18 protein-coding genes are annotated in these 18,433 nt (G+C 67.9%); 8 read left to right on the top strand and 10 right to left on the bottom strand.

What is annotated here, in order from left to right; translation table 11 throughout:
- Window positions 1-402: an alternative ribosome rescue aminoacyl-tRNA hydrolase ArfB gene (gene arfB / locus L6Q67_RS08815; RefSeq protein WP_296568180.1), complete on the bottom strand. Its 402-nt coding sequence runs from the start codon at window positions 400-402 to the stop codon at window positions 1-3.
- Window positions 403-427: 25 nt separating this feature from the next.
- On the bottom strand, window positions 428-3,076 hold the full coding sequence (locus tag L6Q67_RS08810; protein ID WP_296568178.1) for an EAL domain-containing protein: 2,649 nt from the start codon (window positions 3,074-3,076) through the stop codon (window positions 428-430).
- Between the two features lie 128 nt (window positions 3,077-3,204).
- Here L6Q67_RS08810 and L6Q67_RS08805 point away from each other — a divergent pair, with 128 nt between their 5' ends.
- Window positions 3,205-4,242, top strand: a complete 1,038-nt coding sequence (locus L6Q67_RS08805; protein WP_296568177.1) for an RNA methyltransferase — start codon at window positions 3,205-3,207, stop codon at window positions 4,240-4,242.
- A 22-nt stretch (window positions 4,243-4,264) separates the two neighbouring features.
- Here L6Q67_RS08805 and L6Q67_RS08800 read toward each other — a convergent pair whose 3' ends face one another.
- The 5 genes from L6Q67_RS08800 to L6Q67_RS08780 all read right to left on the bottom strand — a co-directional run bounded on the left by L6Q67_RS08800 (window position 4,265) and on the right by L6Q67_RS08780 (window position 7,275).
- Complete coding sequence (locus tag L6Q67_RS08800; RefSeq protein ID WP_296568174.1) at window positions 4,265-5,272, bottom strand: nucleoid-associated protein; 1,008 nt, start codon at window positions 5,270-5,272, stop codon at window positions 4,265-4,267.
- A 95-nt stretch (window positions 5,273-5,367) separates the two neighbouring features.
- Complete coding sequence (locus L6Q67_RS08795) at window positions 5,368-5,571, bottom strand: hypothetical protein (RefSeq protein ID WP_296568173.1); 204 nt, start codon at window positions 5,569-5,571, stop codon at window positions 5,368-5,370.
- Between the two features lie 9 nt (window positions 5,572-5,580).
- The gene (locus tag L6Q67_RS08790) at window positions 5,581-5,952 is read right to left on the bottom strand and encodes a diacylglycerol kinase (RefSeq protein WP_296568171.1); all 372 of its coding nucleotides are present in this window, start codon (window positions 5,950-5,952) and stop codon (window positions 5,581-5,583) included.
- Window positions 5,953-5,982: 30 nt separating this feature from the next.
- Window positions 5,983-6,780 carry an alpha/beta hydrolase gene (locus tag L6Q67_RS08785; RefSeq protein WP_296568165.1) on the bottom strand — a complete coding sequence of 266 codons (798 nt, stop codon included), beginning with the start codon at window positions 6,778-6,780 and terminating at the stop codon, window positions 5,983-5,985.
- A gap of 3 nt (window positions 6,781-6,783) precedes the next feature.
- Entirely contained in the window at window positions 6,784-7,275 is a 492-nt protein-coding gene (locus tag L6Q67_RS08780) for a flavin reductase family protein (protein WP_296568163.1), read from the bottom strand.
- Window positions 7,276-7,373: 98 nt separating this feature from the next.
- Between L6Q67_RS08780 and mutY the strand changes: the two genes are divergently transcribed.
- The 4 genes from mutY to L6Q67_RS08760 all read left to right on the top strand — a co-directional run bounded on the left by mutY (window position 7,374) and on the right by L6Q67_RS08760 (window position 12,358).
- Window positions 7,374-8,429: an A/G-specific adenine glycosylase gene (gene mutY, locus L6Q67_RS08775; RefSeq protein ID WP_296568160.1), complete on the top strand. Its 1,056-nt coding sequence runs from the start codon at window positions 7,374-7,376 to the stop codon at window positions 8,427-8,429.
- A 909-nt stretch (window positions 8,430-9,338) separates the two neighbouring features.
- Window positions 9,339-10,370 (top strand): amino acid ABC transporter substrate-binding protein, encoded by a 1,032-nt coding sequence (locus tag L6Q67_RS08770; RefSeq protein WP_296568157.1) that lies wholly within the window; start codon window positions 9,339-9,341, stop codon window positions 10,368-10,370.
- 3 nt (window positions 10,371-10,373) lie between these two features.
- Complete coding sequence (locus L6Q67_RS08765) at window positions 10,374-11,330, top strand: ABC transporter permease subunit (RefSeq protein WP_296568156.1); 957 nt, start codon at window positions 10,374-10,376, stop codon at window positions 11,328-11,330.
- Window positions 11,327-12,358, top strand: coding sequence for an amino acid ABC transporter permease (locus L6Q67_RS08760; protein WP_296568154.1), 1,032 nt, complete (start codon window positions 11,327-11,329; stop codon window positions 12,356-12,358). The genes L6Q67_RS08765 and L6Q67_RS08760 overlap by 4 nt, the downstream gene beginning before the upstream one ends.
- Here L6Q67_RS08760 and L6Q67_RS08755 read toward each other — a convergent pair.
- Complete coding sequence (locus L6Q67_RS08755) at window positions 12,308-13,246, bottom strand: LysR family transcriptional regulator (protein WP_296568151.1); 939 nt, start codon at window positions 13,244-13,246, stop codon at window positions 12,308-12,310. The genes L6Q67_RS08760 and L6Q67_RS08755 overlap by 51 nt on opposite strands.
- 96 nt (window positions 13,247-13,342) lie before the next feature.
- Between L6Q67_RS08755 and L6Q67_RS08750 the strand changes: the two genes are divergently transcribed.
- Window positions 13,343-13,954, top strand: a complete 612-nt coding sequence (locus tag L6Q67_RS08750; protein ID WP_296568149.1) for an NAD(P)H-dependent oxidoreductase — start codon at window positions 13,343-13,345, stop codon at window positions 13,952-13,954.
- Window positions 13,955-13,967: 13 nt separating this feature from the next.
- The gene (locus L6Q67_RS08745) at window positions 13,968-14,825 is read left to right on the top strand and encodes a pirin family protein (protein ID WP_296568147.1); all 858 of its coding nucleotides are present in this window, start codon (window positions 13,968-13,970) and stop codon (window positions 14,823-14,825) included.
- 15 nt (window positions 14,826-14,840) lie between these two features.
- Here the strand turns inward: L6Q67_RS08745 and L6Q67_RS08740 are convergent, their stop codons facing one another.
- Window positions 14,841-15,998 (bottom strand): HD domain-containing phosphohydrolase, encoded by a 1,158-nt coding sequence (locus L6Q67_RS08740; protein WP_296568146.1) that lies wholly within the window; start codon window positions 15,996-15,998, stop codon window positions 14,841-14,843.
- A 124-nt stretch (window positions 15,999-16,122) separates the two neighbouring features.
- Here L6Q67_RS08740 and L6Q67_RS08735 point away from each other — a divergent pair, with 124 nt between their 5' ends.
- Window positions 16,123-16,650 carry a DNA-deoxyinosine glycosylase gene (locus L6Q67_RS08735; protein ID WP_296568144.1) on the top strand — a complete coding sequence of 176 codons (528 nt, stop codon included), beginning with the start codon at window positions 16,123-16,125 and terminating at the stop codon, window positions 16,648-16,650.
- On the opposite strand, the gene L6Q67_RS08730 is transcribed toward L6Q67_RS08735, so the two are convergent.
- On the bottom strand, window positions 16,632-18,365 hold the full coding sequence (locus tag L6Q67_RS08730; RefSeq protein WP_296568142.1) for a class I poly(R)-hydroxyalkanoic acid synthase: 1,734 nt from the start codon (window positions 18,363-18,365) through the stop codon (window positions 16,632-16,634). The genes L6Q67_RS08735 and L6Q67_RS08730 overlap by 19 nt on opposite strands.
- Window positions 18,366-18,433: the final 68 nt, after the last annotated feature.

Raw genomic sequence — 18,433 nt, 5'->3', positions numbered from 1 at the left:
TCAATCGACCCGCCCGCGGCCGGCCTTGACGGCGCTGCGGCGGGCCTTGCCCTCCAGGCGCCGGGTGACCGAGCCCCGCGTCGGGCGGGTGGGGCGACGCGCTTTCGGCACATGGGCGGCGCTGTCCACCAGTTCCTGCAGACGGCGCAAGGCCTCGGCGCGGTTCTTGTCGAGGCTGCGGAACTCCTGGGCCTTGATCACCACCACCCCGTCCTTGCTGACCCGCTGGTCCCCCAGCAGGAGCAGGCGTGCCTTGATGACGTCGGGGAGCGCCGAGGCGGCGATGTCGAAACGCAGATGCACAGCGCTGGACACCTTGTTCACGTTCTGCCCGCCCGCGCCCTGGGCGCGGATGGCGGTGAATTCGACGTCGGCTTCGGAGAGGCGTGGCGGGGCGTGCATGCCTGCCACTTTACCCCAGCGCCGGCTACCGGGCCTCCAGGTAGCGCCGGAATTCGGCTTCCGGCAGGGGACGGGCGAAGTAGTAGCCCTGGGCCTCGTCGCAGCCAAACTGACGCAGCACCGCCAGCACCTCGGCGTTCTCCACGCCTTCGGCGATGGTGGTGAGATTGAGGCTGTGGGCCATGTCGATGATGGCCCGCACGATGGCCGAGTCCTCGGGGTCGCTGGTCAGGTCGCGCACGAAGGACTGGTCGATCTTGAGCTTGTTGACCGCCAGCCGCTTGAGATAGGCCAGGCTGGAATAGCCGGTGCCAAAGTCGTCGATGGACAGGCGCACGCCGGACTCGCGCAACTGGTGCAGGATGGCCAGCACCTCGTCGGTCTGGTGCAGCAGGGTGCTCTCGGTCAGCTCGACCTCCAGCAGGTGGGCTGGCAGGCCACTGTCGCGCAGGGCATCGGCCACGGTCTGTTCGATGCCGCCACGCTTGAACTGGATGGCCGAAATGTTCACCGCCACCATCAGATCCCACCCCGACGCCCGCCATGCCGCGGCCTGCCGGCAGGCCTCACCCAGCACCCACGCCCCCAGGGGCACGATCATGCCGCTGCTCTCGGCCACCGGGATGAACAACCCCGGCGACAGCAGGCCGCGCTCCGGGTCCTGCCAGCGCAGCAGGGCTTCGGCCCCCACCACCTTGCCACTGCGCAGGTCGAGCAGGGGCTGGAAGTGCAGCACGAACTCCCCGTTGTCGAGGCCGCGCTGGAAGTTGGAGCGCAGGCGCAGGGATTCCTGAACGTGCTGGTTCATGGCCTCGTCAAACAGGCGGTAGGTGTTCCGGCCGGCGTCCTTGGCGTGGTACATGGCCGTGTCGGCCTTCTTCATCAGGGTGGTGAAATCCCGCCCGTCCCCGGGAAACAGGGCCACCCCGATGGACACCGAGGTGGACAGCTGGCGCCCCGGCAGCACCACCGGCGCTTCAACACTGGCCAGCAGGCGGGCGATGCGCTGGGTCAGGCCGTCCAGGTCGCGCACCCCGGGCAGGATCACCAGGAACTCGTCGCCCCCCAGGCGGCACACCGTATCCGCCTCGCGGAGCTGCTGGCGCAGCCGGGTGGCCAGGGCCTTGAGCATCTCGTCCCCCACGTCGTGACCGAGGGAGTCGTTGATGGTCTTGAAACCGTCCAGATCCAGAAACAGCAGGGCGACCCGCTCCCCCGCCCGGGCCGCATGGGCGCGGGCCTGCTCGAAGCGGTCTTCCGCCAGCAGGCGGTTGGGCAGGGCCGTGAGGGGGTCGTGATGGGCCAGAAACTCGATCCGCGCCTCGTTGCGGCGACGTTCGGTGATGTCGGCAAACAGCAGCACGGCGCCCATCTGGGCCCCGTCCTTGACCAGCGGATAGGCATCGAAGCGCACCGGCAGCAGGCTGCCGTCGGCCCGGGTGAACAACCCGTCATTGCTATGCACGGCGGTGCCCACGCTGACCGCCCGGCGGATCACGCAGGCGTCGGGCGCCAGGGGCTGGCCCGCCCCGTCGTGGGTGTGCAGCAGCGCCGGAATATCCTGCCCCTGCAGCTCGGCCTCGCTGCGGTAGCCGAGGATCTGCAGGGCCGCCGGATTGGAGAACAGGTGGCGCCCATCCCGGTCGATGCCGCAGATGCCCTCCCCCACCGAGTTGAGCAGCAGCTGGAAGCGGTCCTCGCTGGCCTGCAGCTCCCGGGCAGCCCGGCGGCGGTTCTGCTCGGTGAAGTGCAGACGCCCCAGCAGCAGGCCCAGCAGCAGCAGGAAGAGGGTCGTCGCCCCGACCACCCCGACGGCGTTGCGTTGCCAGTGGGCCAGGTAATCGCGGCTGGCAATGCCGGCAGCCACGTAGAAGGGATAGGTTCCGACGCGCTTGAAGGCATACACCCGCTCGGTCTTGTCGATGGCGGCCTCGAAGCGGATGGTCCCTTCCCGCTCGCCGGCCTCGACCCGCATGTGCATGGGGTTGTTGCTGAGGGTCTGATTGACCCGCCCCTCCTCGGCCGGGCGGCGCAGCACCAGGCGGCCGTCATCGGAACGCCGGAAGGTGATCACCCCACCCGCCCCCAGATCGACGGCGTTGAACAGGCTTTCCACGTAGGCCAGCTCCAGCGGCGCCATGGCAACCCCGGCGAAACGCCCCGCGTCGTCGCGGATCGGCACTGCCATGAAGAGCTGCGGCCGCCCCGCCATGCGTCCCACCGCCACCTCGGAGAACACCAGCGGCAGCGCCGGATCGGCCCGCAGCGCCTCGAAATAACTGCGCCCCGCAGCCGACGCGCGGGGCTCCCCGATCTCCGACGCGTAGCGCACGGCTCCGGTGGTGTCGATCAGGCGAAAACCGGTGATCTCGGGAAAGTGCCGGGCCTTGAGGGCCAGATGGCGCTGCAGCAGCTGACGCTGGGCAGGGGAGACATCGGCATCGAAGACGGACGGCGGGGTATCGGTGGCGAGCTCTTCAAGACCCGCCTGGGCCCGGCGCAGGGTGGCCTCCAGCCGCGCCTCGAGCACGCCCACCACATTGCGGGCGTCCCGCTCGGCCTGCCGGTGCAGGTCGCCAAGGGCTGCCACCAGCAGAAAAGCCAGGGGCGCGCCAATGGCCAGGGCAACAAGAACGAAGAAGCCTGGATATCCAAGGCGAAGGCGCGGGGGCATGGCCTGTCATAACGGCGCAAGCACGTCGAACTGAAGCCACCCTGCCCTCCGGGGCCACCGCACCGAGGCCCGGGAGCGTGCGCATCCCCCTGAAAACAGGGCAGAAATGGCCTATCATTCGCCCCCTCATGCGCATCGAACACCTCCGCCAACGGCTCGCCGACCTCGGCGCCAAACCCGTCCATGTCCAGCGCATGCTGCGCGCCTGGACCCACGCCCTGCCCCTCGACGCCGGCCCGAGCCGGCGCGGCCCGGCCCTGCCCGCCGGCGTGGTGGCCGCCCTCCCGGCGCTGGAGGCCGAACTGGCCGGCCTGGCCCGGGTGCACGCCGAGCACCCCGGCGAGGACGGCTCGGCGCGTCTGCTGGTGCAGCTGGGCGACCGCCAGACGGTGGAGAGCGTGCTGCTGCCCCGGGACGGCCTGTGCGTCTCCAGCCAGGTGGGCTGCGCGGTGGGCTGCGTGTTCTGCATGACCGGCCGCGACGGCCTGCTGCGCCAGGTGGGCAGCGCCGAGATCGTCGCCCAGGTGGTGCTGGCCCGGGCCCGCCGGCCGGTGAAGAAGGTTGTCTTCATGGGCATGGGCGAACCCGCCCACAACCTGGACAACGTGCTGGAGGCCATCCAGCTCCTCGGCAGTGAGGGCGGCATCGGCCACAAGAACCTGGTGTTTTCCACGGTGGGTGACCCGCGCGTCTTCGAGCGCCTGCCCGAAGGCCCGGTCAAACCGGCCCTGGCCCTGTCGCTGCACACCAGCCGGGCCGACCTGCGCGCCGAGCTGCTGCCCAAGGCGCCGCCCATGAGCCCCGACGAGATCGTCGAACGCGGTGAAGCCTACGCCCGCGTCACCGGCTATCCGATCCAGTACCAGTGGACGCTGCTGGATGGCATCAACGACACGCCGGAAGAGCTCGACGGCATCGTGCGCCTGCTGTCGGGCAAGTACGCGATCATGAACATGATCCCCTACAACACCATCCCCGACCTGCCCTACCGCCGCCCGGCCTGGGAGAAGGCCGCCGACATCGCCCGCCAGCTCCACCGCCGCGGCATCCTCACCAAACTGCGCAACTCCGCCGGGCAGGACGTGGATGGCGGCTGCGGCCAGCTCCGCGCCCGCGCCATCGCCGGAGAGGCCCCGCTCCGGATGGTCAAGCGCCAGCGCGGCTGACGCCCCTACAGTCGCCCTCGGCTCACTCCTCCAGCAGCAGCTTCTTCAGATTCTCCGGTACGTTGGTCAGCACCAGGGTGTTGCTGGCCTTGTCGTACTGCACGGCGCCGGAGCGCAGGCCGCTGCGTTCAAACTCCAGCTTCCAGTCTTCGGCGCTGGCCCTGAAGCGGATCAGCGGCTTGAGGGCGCGCTTGTCGGGGACGAAGCCGCTGGCCAGGTCGAGGGCTTCGTCCTGCAGGGTGGCGCTGAGTTTCTGCGGGGCATCGGGGAAAATCTGCCCGGCCACCGCCTCCAGGTTGAGGGCGGCGCCGCTTTCACCCATCTCTTCGAGCACCAGGTGGGCCCGCTCCAGCAGTTCATCGCGCCCGGCGGCGTCGAGCTGCTGGGTTTCGGCAAAGTGGCTGAGGGTCTCCACCAGCTTCTTGGTTTCCTTGAGGGCGATGACCACGTCGGTGCAGCCCAGGAAGCGCTTGAACCAGCCGGCCACGTCGCCGCGGCCCTTGAGGAAGCTGATGTAGCGCTCGGCGCCGGCCTGCCAGGCGCTGATGTCGATGCGCCCGGCCACCTGCAGGGCCGAGAAATCCAGGTGCGGGCTGTCGTGGATGCTCAGGCCGTCACCGATCACGGTGCCCAGGGTTTCCTGCAGCAGGGCGACGTAGAGGCAGTCGGCGCCGAACACGGTGGCGCGGGCGATGAGCACGTAGCCGCCCTCGTCCATCTTGTCCTCGTCCACGCACTTCTGCAGCTGGGTCACCATCTCCTTCGACAGGGTGGCGAAATCCATGCCCTGCTCGATGGCGTGCTCGCGCACCAGGCGCGGCATGGGAAAGCCGCGCTCGTCCTTCTCGAACCAGCCATAGCCCTTGCCCGGGCGTTCGGCGAAGTGCCGGCACAGGCGCTCCATCAGGCGCGCGGCGGGCTCGTCGAGGGGGTTGGCGGCGGGCCGCAGCTCCACCTGGGACGGGCCCTCGGCGGCGCGGATCAGCCGGTGGATGACAAGGCCTGAGATGGCGTGGGTCGACTCGGTCATGGGAGGGGTCCGGGTGGAGGAAAAAGGAGGGGCGCGATTCTCTCACGGGAGAACGGCCGCCGCCCCATGCCGCCGCCCCCTGCCGGATGGCGGACTCAGAAGCGCATGGCGCGGCGCTTGCCCGGCAGCTGGCGGAGCTGCTCGCGACGTTGCTGCCCGGCCGAAAGCGGCTTGGCCGCCGCCACCGGTTGCTGCGCGGCGAGCTCCGGCGGGATGTTGGCGCCCACGCCCCGGGGGCAGAAGCCGGTGGTGGCGCAGGTGCAATTGACGCAGGGCTTCTTGCCGGTGGGAGTGGTCATGGTATGTGCTCAGGCGAGGAGGATGAGGCCCCAGACGACGACCACGTTGATCAGGGCGACGAAGACCGCGGCGCTGCCGATGTCCTTGGCGCGCTTGGCCAGGTGGTGGTGATCGAGGGAGATGCGATCGACGGCGGCCTCGAGGGCCGAATTGACGAGTTCGACGATGATCACCAGCAGCACGCTGGCGATCATCAGGGCCTTGCCGAGGGCTGTGACGGGCAGGAACAGGGCCAGCGGGATGAGCAGCGCCGCCAGCCAGGCTTCCTGGCGGAAGGCGTCCTCGTTGCGGTAGGCGGCGGCCAGGCCGGCCATGGAATAGTGGAAGGCGTTCCACACCCGGGTGAGGCCGGTCTTGCCTTTGAAGGGGCTTTCTTGCATGGCGGCGAGGGGGCTGAAAAGGGCTGAACGCTAGAGCAGGAAGGTGACAGGGGCGTGATCCAGCCCGGTCAGAAAAGCCTGCACCGCCTCGGCAAAAGCCGAGGGCTCCTCGAAGGGGGCGAGGTGGCCGGCGTCGAGCTCCCGATAGCAGGCCTGGGGGATGCGCTCGGCCATGCGCCGCAGCACCAGGGGCTGGGACACGGCATCGTGGCGCCCGGCCAGGACCAGGGCCGGCATGGTCAGCCCACCGAGGGCAGCGCGCTGGTCAAAACTCACCACTGCCCGCATGGCGGCCCGATAGACGGCCGGCGGAATGGCCGCCATCAGATCCACCGCATCGCCCACCACCTGGGGGTCGCCACCGGGGCCGACCATGGTGGGGATCAGCTCCACCGCCAGCTCGCGCATCGACGCGCCTTCGTCCAGCGGCCCGATTCGCCGGGCCAGGAAGGCCTGCTGCTGGGGCCCGCCGCGGGCACCGAAGGCCGGGGTGCAGCAGGCCAGCACCAGGCCCGAGACCCGGTTGGGAAACGTGGCCGCGGTTTGCAGGGCCACCATGCCGCCCATGCTGTGCCCCACCAGCACGGCCTGATCCAGGCCGGCGGCATCGAGCAGCGCCACCAGGGCCACGGCCAAGCCGTCAAAATCGAAGGGATCGAGGGCTGCGCTGGCACCATAGCCGGGCATGTCCCAGGCCAGACCGCGCCAGCCCGGCGGGGTGATGCGCGGCAGCAGATCGGTGGCGCCCAGGGCACCGCCGCTCACCCCATGCAGAAAGACCAGCCCGTGGGGCCCGCTACCGGTTTCGATCCAGCGCGGGGTGGGCATGACTCAAGCCAGGCGGCGGTAGGCGCCACCCTGGAAGACGAGGGGCTTGCACGCCTCGCCGGACTCGAAGCGGATCACCTCACCGATGAAGATGACGTGGTCGCCGCCCGGATGGCGGGCAAACTGGCGGCACTGGAACCATGCGGCACAGCCGGGCAGCAGGGGCACGCCATCGACGCCTTCGGTGTAGTCCAGCCCGGCAAACTTGTCGTCGCTGCGGCTGGCGAAGCGCTGGGACATGTCCTGCTGGTCTTCGGCAAGCACGTTGATCGCGTACACTGCCGCGTTCTCGAAGATGGGCACGCTGGGCAGATGCCCGGACAGGCTCCACACGATCAGCGGCGGCGCCAGGGACACGGAGTTGAAGGAGCTGACGGTGAGCCCGATGGGCTCGCCGCTGGGGGCCCGGGCCGTGATGACCGTGACGCCGGTGGGAAACATGCCCAGCGTGTCGCGAAAGGCGCGGACCGCCGGATCATTCTTGGGAACAGTCATGTTGGAGTCGGTTGGGCCACGCCGCGGGGGCGGGCCTGAAGCCAGTAGGGGGCCCGCATTATCGCCGCGCGGGGCCCCACCGTCGAGGGGTTAAGAGATTGAATACATTTGCAGAAACCCTGATCACCTGGCAGCGCGGGCATGGCCGCCACGGCCTGCCCTGGCAGGTGCGGGATGCCTACCGGGTATGGTTGTCGGAGATCATGCTGCAGCAGACCCAGGTGGATACGGTGATCCCCTACTACGGGCGCTTCCTCGAACGCTTTCCCGACCTGCCCAGCCTGGCTGCGGCGCCGGTGGAGGAGGTGCTGACCCTGTGGAGCGGTCTCGGCTACTACGCCCGTGCCCGCAACCTGCACAAGTGCGCCCAGGCGGTGATGGCGCGCCACGGCGGCGCGTTTCCGGTCGATCCGGCGGAGCTGGCCGAACTGCCGGGCATCGGCCGGTCCACGGCGGCGGCGATCAGCGCCTTCTCCTATGGCACCCGGGCGGCGATCCTCGATGGCAACGTCAAGCGGGTGCTGACCCGCTGCTTCGGCATCGACGGCTTTCCGGGCAGCAAGCAGGTGGAGAACACCCTGTGGGCCCTGGCCGAGAGCCTGCTGCCAGCCCGGAACGTGGATGTTTACACCCAGGCCCAAATGGACCTGGGCGCCACCGTATGCACCCGCGGCCGCCCGGCCTGCGGACACTGCCCGGTGGCGGAGCGCTGCGTAGCCCTGCGCGACGGCCGGGTGGGCGAACTACCCACGCCCCGCCCGAAGAAAGCTGTCCGGGAACGCGACGGTCGCTTTGCGGTGATCCTGGCCAACGGCGCCGTGCTGCTGGAACGCCGCCCGCCGACAGGCATCTGGGGTGGCCTGCAGAGCCTGCCGGAACTGCCCGAAGACGCGGACACGGCGAGCTGGGTGAGCACCCGCTTCGGCCTGAGCGTACGCAAGGTGGAGCGGCTCACCGGCTTTCGGCATGTATTCACCCACTTCACCCTGAACCTGCAACCCGAGGCGGTGGAAGTGAGCACACCCGCCGCCTGCAACGAGGCCACCCTGCTGTGGCAGCCCCTCGACCGGCTCGACGAAGCCGCCCTGCCCGCCCCGGTGCGCAAGCTGCTGCTGCAGCTCACCCAGCGCGATCTCCTCGCCGGGGCGGACTGAAGGCCCGTGGGGTCGAATTTATTGGCTATGTTCGCGCTAGGTATGTAAACACGGTCTCTGGCAGGCCCACCGGGCTTTGAGCGCCTTAACAACCGATGGGAAAGCACTTTCTTGGCACGAAGGAATGGTTTTCCGTTGTATGACGTCACATTGGCCGGGGACTCGCCCCCGGCGGGCGACATCCTTTCTTGTTGCACGACAAGAAAGGATGCAAAGAAGCGTGCCCCGCTGCCGCGCCCCCTTCGGGGGTTCCCTCCTTCCGGGCGCGCCGGGCGGGGTCTTCGCAAACTCGCCCTGCGGGCTCAAACATGCGAAGCCCTCTTTCCGCCCGTCACCCCCTCCAGTCGGCACGTCAGAGGGGAGAGGAAAGGCAGGTGACCGACGGCCAGTACCCGGTCCGGTTTCCGTAGGGGCTCGGTGTATCCGAAAAGCCCGTTCCGACCCCGCCGAGCAGCGCAGCAGCAGGCGGGGAAGTCCGGCGCGGCTGTCTGAGCCCGCAGGGCGAGTTCCGCGCCGGCCGCCTGCTGTGAGCAGCGCAGGGCAGTCGGCCAAAGGCCGACCGGGGGTGGCGGGTCGCCTTCTTTGCTGACTTTCTTGGCGAAGCAAGAAAGTCAGTCGCCCGCCGGGGCGAACACCCGGCCAACGTCACGCAAAACAACGGAACGCCAGCCAGTAACGGCCACCCCACCGGGCATCGAGATGCCTTACCTACCGAGGGTGAAAACCCTTTCCATACTTAACGCGAACAGCGCCAATGAATTCGACCCCACGGGAGAAGCTGCAATGAATGCCCGATGCCTTCAAACGGAAAAAGCAGCTTCATTCACAAGCTCCGCACTATTGGTGCTTTGCACCATGAGGCCGAAGCCCGATAAGCTGTCGGGCTTCGGCCTTTGTCCTGCATCCGCCATGACTCGCTTTCGCCCGGGGCGCCTTGCTGGCGCCCTTGCCTTCACCGCCCTCCTAGTCACCCCACCGGCCTTCGCCGGCAAGACCCTCGACGCCATCAAGGCCAAAGGCCAGATCACCTGCGGCGTCAGCACCGGGGTGATCGGTTTTTCCGCCGCCGACAGCCAGGGCCAGTGGAAGGGCCTGGACGTGGACCTGTGTCGGGCCCTCGCCGCCACCGTGCTGGGCAGCCCGGACAAGGTGCGCTGGGTGCCCCTGAGCTCCCAGCAGCGCTTCACGGCCATCCAGTCCGGCGAGGTGGACGTCCTGTCCCGGAACACCACCTGGAGCCTGACCCGCGACGCCGCCCTGGGCCTGCACTTTGCCGGCGTCAGCTACTACGACGGCCAGGGCTTCCTGGTCCCCAAAAAGCTCAAGGTGACGAGCGCAAAGCAGCTCAAGAACGCCGAGGTGTGCGTCCAGTCGGGCACCACCACCGAGAAGAACCTGGCCGACTACGCCCGGGCCCAGGGCATCAAGCTCAAGCCCGTGGTCTTCGACAAGTTCGAGGCCTCCCTCAAGGCCTTCTTCAGCGGCCGCTGCCAGGCCTACACCACCGACGCATCGGCCCTGGCCTTCATCCGCAGCAAGGAAGCCCCCGTACCGGACGACTACCTGGTGCTGCCCGAGATCATCTCCAAGGAACCCCTGGGCCCCGCCGTGCGGCGCGGCGACGACGAGTGGTTCGCCATCGTCAAATGGACCCTCAATGCGCTCATCGAGGCCGAGGAGCTGGGCATCACCCAGGCCCGGGTGGACAGCCTCAAATCCTCCCCCGACCCCGCCGTGCAACGCTTTCTGGGGGTGGGCGAGGACCTGGGCAAGAGCCTGGGCCTCGACCGGGAATGGGCCGCCCGGGCGGTCAAGGCGGTGGGCAACTACGGCGAGATCTTCAACCGCAACCTGGGGGCGGACTCTCCCCTCAAGCTGCCCCGGGGCCTCAACGCCCAATGGAACAAGGGCGGCCTGATGTACGCCCAGCCCCTGCGCTGACGGATGAAGCGCCCCGCCCGCCTCGCCTGGCAGGCGCTGCTGCTGGTTGCCCTGCTGGCCCTGGGCGGCTTGCTGGTGGCCACCACCGCCGGGCATCTGCAGGAGCGGGGCATCCGCAGCGGCTTCGACTTCCTGCTCGAACCCGCCGGCTTTGCTCTGGGCGAGAGCCCGCTGTCCTTCGAGGCCGGTGACAGCACCCTGCGGGCCTTCGCCGCCGGCCTCCTCAATACCCTGCGGGTGGCCCTGCCCGGCGCCCTGCTGGCTATCGTGATCGGCGTGGTGGTGGGCTTCGGACGTCTGGGCGAGAACCCCTTGGTGCGGGCTCTGGCCGGCGTCTTTGTGAATGGGGTTCGCAATGTGCCGCTGCTGCTGCATCTGCTGGCCTGGTATTTCATCCTCACCGATCTGCTGCCGGCAGCCGATGCGGCCCTGCGCCTGGCACCCGGGGTGTTCCTCAGCAAATCGGGGCTGGCCCTGCCCTGGTGGAGCGAAGCCGGCTGGGAGTTGCCTGAACCCGCGGGCTTCGGCATCGATGGCGGCGCCCGCCTGACCCCGGAATACCTGGCCCTGCTCATCGGCCTGTCCACCTATTCCGCCGCCTACATCGCCGAGACCCTGCGCGGCGCGGTGGAGGCCCTGCCCCCCGGCCAGCGCCTGTCCGCCCTGGCCCTGGGCATGACGCCGCGCCAGGCCTTCGTGCTGGTGCTGCTGCCCCAGGCCTGGCGTGCCGCCCTGCCGCCGGTCACCAGCCAGCTCCTCAATCTGTTCAAGAACGCCTCCCTGGCGGTGGCCATCGGCTATCCGGACCTGGTGTCGGTGGCCGGCACCAGCCTCAACCAGACAGGGCGGGCCATCGAGTGCCTGCTCATCGTGATCGGGGTGTACCTGCTGCTGTCCCTGCTGGCGGCAGCGCTGAGCCACCGCCTGGAGCGGCGCAGCCTGCGGGGGATGGCGCGATGAGATCGCTGATCGCCCTGCGCCGTGCCCTGTTTGGCGACCCGCTGAATGCCGCCCTCAGCCTGCTGACGCTGACGGCCCTGGCCCTGGCGCTGCCTCCCCTCGTCGACTGGGCCCTGATCAAGGCCCGTTTCATTCCCGACGTGACAGCCTGCGAGGCGCTGGATGGCCAGGGTGCGTGCTGGGGCGTGGTGACCGAGAAAGCGCGCTTCATCCTGCTCGGGCGCTACCCCACCGAGCAGGGCTGGCGCCCGGCACTGGCAGCCGGGCTGATTGCCGGCAGCTGGCTGGCCGCCGCCCTGGGCTGGCTGCATGGCCGCACGCTCATCACCGCTCTGGTAGTCTTGCCGCTGCTGGCCCTGCCCGTGCTGGCCGGTGGCTTTGCCGGCCTCGACGCCGTCCCCACCGAGCTATGGGGCGGCCTGCCCCTCACCCTGCTGCTCACCGGCATCGGCATGGCCGGCGCCCTGCCCATCGGCATCGCCGTGGCCTATGGACGACGCTCTCCCCTGCCCCTGCTGCGCGGGCTGCTCACCGCCTACGTGGAGCTAGCCCGGGGCATCCCCCTGGTGGCGGCGCTGTTTGTGGCGTCCTTCCTGCTGCCCCTGTTCTTCCCCGGCGACCTGGCGCCAGACATGCTCTGGCGGGTGCTTATCGCCATCGTGCTGTTTGCCGCAGCCTATCTGTCGGAGATCATCCGGGGCGGCCTGCAGGCCTTTCCGGAGGGTCAGTGCAGCGCGGCGGCGGCCCTGGGCTTCAGCCCCTGGCAGGTCCAGCGCTGGATCGTGCTGCCCCAGGTACTGCGCCACGTGGCCCCGTCCCTGGCCAACAGCGCCATCGCCCTGTTCAAGGACACCTCCCTGGTCACCATCGTGAGCCTCTACGAGCTCACCGGCGCCCTCGGCCTGGCCCTCTCGGGCGACGCCCAGTGGCGGCCCTTCTACCTGGAGGCCTGGCTCTTCATCGCCGCCATCTACTGGCTAGGCTGTGTCCTGCTGGCCCGCATCAGCCGGCGCCTCGCCCAGGCCTGATTCGGCCACCACCGCCCCGACGATCTCGGCCAGGCGCGTCACGCCCGGCCCGCACATCTCCGGGTCGGCGAGCACGGTGTACATATCCACGAAGCGGACCTCCGCACCGCCCATGGGCAGCACCTTGAGCCGCCCGGCGGTCAGCTCGCCGGCGATCAAAGCTTCGGGATACCAGGCGAAGCCGTGCCCCGCCGCCGCCGCCGCGATGGACATGGCCATGCTGCTGAAGGTCCAGCGCTGATCCACTTCGATGGTCTGGCTGCGGGAATTGCGGGTGGAGCCCGTCTCCCGCACCATCAGGTGGCGATGGGCACGCAGGTCCCGCTCCGCCACCGGCCGGCCGAGCTGGTGCAATGGGTGGCCCGGATGCGCAGCCGCCACCAGACGCATGCGCATCAGCGGCCGCCCCAGGAAGCCCGGCGGCACGTGGGGCGTCACCGCCAGGTCGGCCTTGCCGGTAAGGAGCGCCTCGCCGCTTCCACCCATCACCGATTCGATCACCTCCACCCGGGTCCCGGCCGCCTCCTGGGCAAAGCGGGCCAGGCAGTCGAGGAGCAGCGCCGGAGGGAAGAGGATCTCCACCGCAACACCGATCTCGGCCTCCCAGCCCGCCGAAAGCTTGCGCGCCACCCGCTCCAGATCGCCGGCCTCATCCACCAGCGCCAGGGCGCGGCGGTAGAGCATGCGCCCGGTGGGGGTGAGCACGGCTTTGCGCCCCTGCAGCTCGAAGGCCTGGATACCGAGCTGGGACTCGATTTTCTGCACCGCGTAGGTCACCGCCGACTGGCTCTTGTGCAGGGCCTCGGCAGCCTGGGCGTAGCCGCCGGCCTCGACGACGGCAATGAGGGCGCGCCACTGCTCGAGGGAGACATGGGGAACCGGAATCATCGATTAATTCGATAGATAAAAACGAAATCTTGTTCTTTTTTATCTTCTCCGTAAATCATTAAATACACCCATCGACACCCAACACGGAGAAGCACCATGACCACCCTGCTCAAGATCAACGCCAGCCTGTTTTCCACCCAAGGCCAGTCCAGCCAGCTCGCCGAGCGCTTTGTCGCCGCACGCCAGGCGGCCACCCCCGACCTGAAGGTCGTCACCCGCGACCTGGCCGCCGAGCCGGTGCCCCACCTGGACGCCGCCCGCTTCCTGTCCTTCCTGGCCAAGCCGGAAGAGCGCAGCGCCGAGCAGCAGGCTGTCGTCGCCTACTCCGATGCCCTGATCGAGGAAGTTCGCCAGGCCGACGAGATCGTCATCGGCCTGCCCATGTACAACTTCGGCGTGCCCTCCACGCTCAAGGCCTGGTTCGACCACATCGCCCGCGCCGGCGTCACCTTCCGCTACACCGCCACCGGCCCGGAAGGCCTGCTGACCGGCAAGAAGGTGACCGTCTTTGCGGCCCGTGGCGGCCTCTACGCCGGTACCCCGAAGGACAGCCAGACCACCTATGTGCGTGACTTCCTCGCCTTCATCGGCATCACCGACGTGGAGTTCGTCTACGCTGAGGGTCTGAACTTGGGTGAGGAAAGCAAGAGCGCAGCCCTCGCCGCCGCCCACGGCAAGCTCGCCGAACTGGCCGACGCGGCCAACTGACAAGGAGAACACCATGACCCACCGCAGCCTCGCCCGGATCATCCCGTCGATCCCCGTCTCCGACGGCGCTGGCGTGAAGCTCCGGCGCAGCCTGGGCCAGAGCCAGGGGCTGCGGCTGGACCCCTTCCTGATGCTCGACGAGTTCGCCTCGGACAACCCGGACGACTACATCGCGGGCTTTCCGCCCCACCCCCACCGGGGCTTCGAAACCGTCACCTACATGCTCGCCGGCGACTTCGAGCATGAGGATCACCTGGGTCACAAGGGCCACCTGCGGGCCGGCGGTGCCCAGTGGATGACGGCGGGCCGGGGCATCATCCACTCGGAGATGCCCCTGCAGGAGGCCGGACGTCTGCATGGCTTCCAGTTCTGGATCAATCTGCCGGCCAAGGAAAAGATGAAGCCCGCGGCCTACCGGGACATCCAGCCCGAGGAGATCCCCGAGCTGGCGATCAGTGGCGGTACGGTGAAGGTGGTGGCCGGCCGGCTGGAAACGGCAGACGGCCAGCACGCCGACGGCCCGATCCAGGGCCTGAGCACCGCGCCGCTGTTCCTCGATGTGCGCCTGGAGGGCGGTGCCCGCTTCACCCAGGCGGTGGAAGACGGACATGCGGCCTTCCTCTACCCCTACGCGGGCAGCCTGCACGTGGGTGGCAGCGAAGGGCGGCTCCTGCCCAATCGGCAGGCTGGCGTGCTGTCGGCAGGCGACTGCATCGAGGTGCAGGCCGGCGAAGAAGGCGGTCACTTCCTGCTGCTGGCGGCGCGCCCCATCGGCGAGCCGGTGGTGCAGTACGGGCCCTTCGTGATGAACACGCGGGAAGAAATCGAACAGGCGCTGGCCGACTACCGGGACGGCACGCTGGCGGCGTGATGAGCCCCGCCAGGCTCAGCCGGCGGGCTCTTCCATATCGGGCTCGTCGCGGAAGTTTCGGGCAATCGAGGCAAACTGACCCGCCACCTGGGTCAGCGCATCCACGATGTCCGGGTCGAAGTGGCTGCCCCTCTCTTCGATGATCATGGCCAGCGCGGTTTCGTGGGAAAAGGGCGGCTTGTAAACCCGGCGGGAGATGAGCGCATCGTAAACGTCGGCCACGGCCATGAGCCGGGCCGACAAGGGGATGGCGTCGCCGGAGATGCCCTGCGGATAGCCGCTCCCATCCCAGCGCTCGTGGTGCCCATAGGCGATCTCGGCGGCATAGCGCAGGAAGGAGGCATCCGCCGCCTCCCCCAGGGCCTTCTCGGCCTGGAGAATGGCATTGCGCCCGTATTCGCAGTGCTGCTTCATGATCACCCACTCGTCAGGGGTGAGCTTGCCCTTCTTGAGGAGGATGGCGTCCGGCGTGGCCACCTTGCCCACATCGTGCAGGGGGGCCGACTTGAACAGCAACTGGATGACGTCTTCGTCGAGCTCGGCCTTGAAACGCGGATGGTCGCACAGGGTTTCGGCAAGAATGCGCACATAGTGCTGGGTGCGCCGGATGTGGTTTCCGGTTTCGTTGTCACGGGCCTCGGCCAGGGCACAGAAGGCGGTGATGGTGGCGGCCTGGGCAGCAATGACTTCCTGTTTGCTGGCCACCAGGCGGCGTGACTGCTCGCTGATCTCGGCCGTACGCTCGGCGACCAGCAGCTCGAGGTCGGCATTGCGCCGTTCCAGGGCCCGGGTGGCGCGGGACAGGGCCAGATGGGTACGCACCCGCGCCATGACCACCGCCGGCGAAATGGGTTTGTGGATGAAGTCCTCCGCCCCCAGGGAAAAGCCCCGCTCCTCGTCTTCGGGTCGGTCCAGCCCGGTGAGGAACATCACCGGAATGGTGCGGGTGGATTCGGATGACTTGAGGCGCTGGCACACCTCGAAGCCGTCAAGCTCTGGCATCATCACGTCGAGCAGGATCAGATCGGCGACACCCCCACCGGCCAGATAGCTCAAGGCTTCCTTACCGCTGGTGGCGGGATGCACCTCGTACTGCTCGGAAAGCACATCTTCCAGGATCAACAGATTGTCCGCCTGATCATCGACGATCAGTACGTGGGCCCGCTGCTTCATGCCTTGCTCCTGGCTCCATAACCGGTTGTGAGGGGTAGACAACGGCTCCCCCTCGCTGTTCTGTAGGGAAAAAAGTGTTTGCGGGCGATTTGCTCATCAGACGCTGACACGTTCATCAAGCTTCATGGCCCTGATCCACAGTTTTCCTCCCGCCGCAGCCCGCGACGCCCACACCCTGATTCTTGGCAGCATGCCCGGCGAAGCGTCACTGCGCGCGGGCGAATATTATGCGAATCCCAGAAATCACTTCTGGAAAATTCTGGGTACCCTCGTGGGGGCAGGCCCCGAACTCCCCTATCCTGCCCGCCTGGACAAGCTGACCGGTGCCGGCTTCGCCCTGTGGGATGTGCTTCAGAGCTGTGAGCGGCCGGGCAGCCTGGACAGCAGCATCGTCTCCTCCAGCATCACGCCCAACGATTTCGCCACCTTTCTGGCCGCTCACCCGGGCGTGGCGCGGATCTTCTTCAACGGCACGGCAGCAGAGACAGCGTTCCGCCGCTTCGTCACGCCAACCCTGCCTGCCTTGTCGTGCAGCCTGCACCGGCTGCCGTCCACCAGCCCGGCAAACGCCCGGCTTACCCTTCTGCATCACCTGGAGGCCTGGCAGGTGCTTTGCCCGGCCAGCCTCGGGGCTCAGTGCTCAAGGACGTAGGTTCCGGGGGCATCCGCCAGAGCCTTATAGGCCTTGCTTGAGACGGATACCGGCTCCACCAGCTCGCCCGCCTGGGGCTTGAGCCAAGCCATCCAGTCATCCCACCAGCTTCCCGCGTTCTCGACGGCCGTGCTGCGCCAGCCTTCGGCAGTGTCACTGCGCCGCGCCGGAGCCACCCAGTACTGGCGCTTGGGCGGCTTGACGGGAGGATTGACGATACCCAGGATGTGCCCGGAGCTCGACAGCACGAAACGCTTCGGGCCCGCCACGTAGTTCATCGTGCGGAAGGTCTGCCGCCAGGGGGCGATGTGGTCGTCCTCCGCCGACACGGCGTACACGGGCTGGACGATGGCGCCGAGGTCGATGGGCTCGCCGGCGACGTTGAGGGCATCCTTCTCGATCAGCTGGTTGCGCAGGTAGAGCTCCCGCAGATACCAGGAATGCATGGCGTAGGGCATGCGCGTGGTGTCCATGTTCCAGAACAGCACGTCGAAGGGCGGCGGCGTCTCGCCGTACAGCCAGCCATGCACGACGTAGTGCCAGATCAGGCTGTTGGACCGCAGCAAACGGAAGGACGAAGCCATCTCCGCGCCGTCCAGGTAGCCCTTGCGCGCCATGTTCTGGGTGATGAAGCGGATGCTGCCCTCATCGACGAAGACCTCAATGTCACCCGGCTTGTGGAAATCCACCAGGGTGGTGAACAGCGTGAAGTGGGCGACCGGCACCTCGTCTGCCGCAAAATGCCGGTTGGCCCACGCCATGTAGGTGCTCAGGGCCGTACCACCAATGCAGTATCCAACGGCATGCACCTTGGCCGCGCCCGTCACGCCCCTTGCCGTATCCACCAGGGCCTGGACGCCTTCGACGAGATAGTCGTCAAAGCGCACGTCGCGCATCTCCTCACCTGGGTTCTTCCAGCTGGTGATGAAGACCTCGAAGCCCTGATCGAGCAGGAAGCGGATCATGCTCTTCTTGGGGTTGAGGTCGAGGATGTAGAACTTGTTGATCCACGGGGTGACGATGACGATGGGCGTCTGATGCACGCGCTTGCAGGTCGGGGTGTAGTGGATCACTTCGAGGAGACGGTTGCGGAACACCACCTTGCCCGGCGTCGTCGCCAGATTCTGCCCGACCTTGAAATCATCGGGATCGGTCATGCGGATGTTTCCCGCTTCCATGTCGGCCAGGAAGTTACGGAAACCCCGCACCAGGCTCTCGCCCTTTGACTCGACGGCCAGGCGCATGGCCACCGGGTTGGTCCACAGGAAGTTGGACGGTGCAACGGCATTCAGCCAGTTGCGCCACCAGAACGCCGCGCGTCGCCGCTCCTTCTGGGACAGCCCCGGCGTTTCGTAAAGCATGTCCTGCATGTGATGGGTCAGGACCAGGTACCACTCCTTGGAAAGATCCCAGGTCGGCGATTCTGCCCACACCGGATCGGAAAAACGCGTGTCATCGTCATGGGGCTTGACCGGATCGGGGCTCGGCAAACCCAGCATGCGCCGCCAGCTGTGCCACTGGAGCGCCCACAGGCTGGTGGACACTTTGGCCATCGCCTCGGCCAGCTCCTGGGGGTGTGCCGCCCAGGCAAGCTGGGCATGCACCAAGGGTGCGGCCATGCCCAGAGGGTCGATGGAAGACTCCACCGAATCGTGGAACTGCTGAATCGACTTGCGCGCCAGATCAATGGATGGCGCGGCTCCGTGACGGGTCATGATGATCACTCCTGAAAGTCTTGATGCGGGATACACATCCTGAACATCGGACTCCATGGCTAGAATCC

Source organism: Zoogloea sp., assembly GCF_023150065.1.
Taxonomy (GTDB): domain Bacteria; phylum Pseudomonadota; class Gammaproteobacteria; order Burkholderiales; family Rhodocyclaceae; genus Zoogloea.
This window is presented reverse-complemented; position numbering and strand designations above follow the sequence as displayed.

Excerpts from the sequence above, each read along its gene's own strand:
- L6Q67_RS08800 (WP_296568174.1), bottom strand. The coding sequence starts at position 5,272 with ATGACCGAGTCGACCCACGCCATCTCAGGCCTTGTCATCCACCGGCTG.
- L6Q67_RS08750 (WP_296568149.1), top strand. The coding sequence starts at position 13,343 with ATGACCACCCTGCTCAAGATCAACGCCAGCCTGTTTTCCACCCAAGGC.
- L6Q67_RS08810 (WP_296568178.1), bottom strand. The coding sequence starts at position 3,076 with ATGCCCCCGCGCCTTCGCCTTGGATATCCAGGCTTCTTCGTTCTTGTT.
- L6Q67_RS08745 (WP_296568147.1), top strand. The coding sequence starts at position 13,968 with ATGACCCACCGCAGCCTCGCCCGGATCATCCCGTCGATCCCCGTCTCC.
- L6Q67_RS08735 (WP_296568144.1), top strand. The coding sequence starts at position 16,123 with ATGGCCCTGATCCACAGTTTTCCTCCCGCCGCAGCCCGCGACGCCCAC.
- L6Q67_RS08765 (WP_296568156.1), top strand. The coding sequence starts at position 10,374 with ATGAAGCGCCCCGCCCGCCTCGCCTGGCAGGCGCTGCTGCTGGTTGCC.
- L6Q67_RS08755 (WP_296568151.1), bottom strand. The coding sequence starts at position 13,246 with ATGATTCCGGTTCCCCATGTCTCCCTCGAGCAGTGGCGCGCCCTCATT.
- L6Q67_RS08760 (WP_296568154.1), top strand. The coding sequence starts at position 11,327 with ATGAGATCGCTGATCGCCCTGCGCCGTGCCCTGTTTGGCGACCCGCTG.
- L6Q67_RS08785 (WP_296568165.1), bottom strand. The coding sequence starts at position 6,780 with ATGCCCACCCCGCGCTGGATCGAAACCGGTAGCGGGCCCCACGGGCTG.
- L6Q67_RS08790 (WP_296568171.1), bottom strand. The coding sequence starts at position 5,952 with ATGCAAGAAAGCCCCTTCAAAGGCAAGACCGGCCTCACCCGGGTGTGG.
- L6Q67_RS08795 (WP_296568173.1), bottom strand. The coding sequence starts at position 5,571 with ATGACCACTCCCACCGGCAAGAAGCCCTGCGTCAATTGCACCTGCGCC.
- L6Q67_RS08730 (WP_296568142.1), bottom strand. The coding sequence starts at position 18,365 with ATGACCCGTCACGGAGCCGCGCCATCCATTGATCTGGCGCGCAAGTCG.
- L6Q67_RS08740 (WP_296568146.1), bottom strand. The coding sequence starts at position 15,998 with ATGAAGCAGCGGGCCCACGTACTGATCGTCGATGATCAGGCGGACAAT.
- L6Q67_RS08805 (WP_296568177.1), top strand. The coding sequence starts at position 3,205 with ATGCGCATCGAACACCTCCGCCAACGGCTCGCCGACCTCGGCGCCAAA.
- arfB (WP_296568180.1), bottom strand. The coding sequence starts at position 402 with ATGCACGCCCCGCCACGCCTCTCCGAAGCCGACGTCGAATTCACCGCC.
- L6Q67_RS08770 (WP_296568157.1), top strand. The coding sequence starts at position 9,339 with ATGACTCGCTTTCGCCCGGGGCGCCTTGCTGGCGCCCTTGCCTTCACC.
- L6Q67_RS08780 (WP_296568163.1), bottom strand. The coding sequence starts at position 7,275 with ATGACTGTTCCCAAGAATGATCCGGCGGTCCGCGCCTTTCGCGACACG.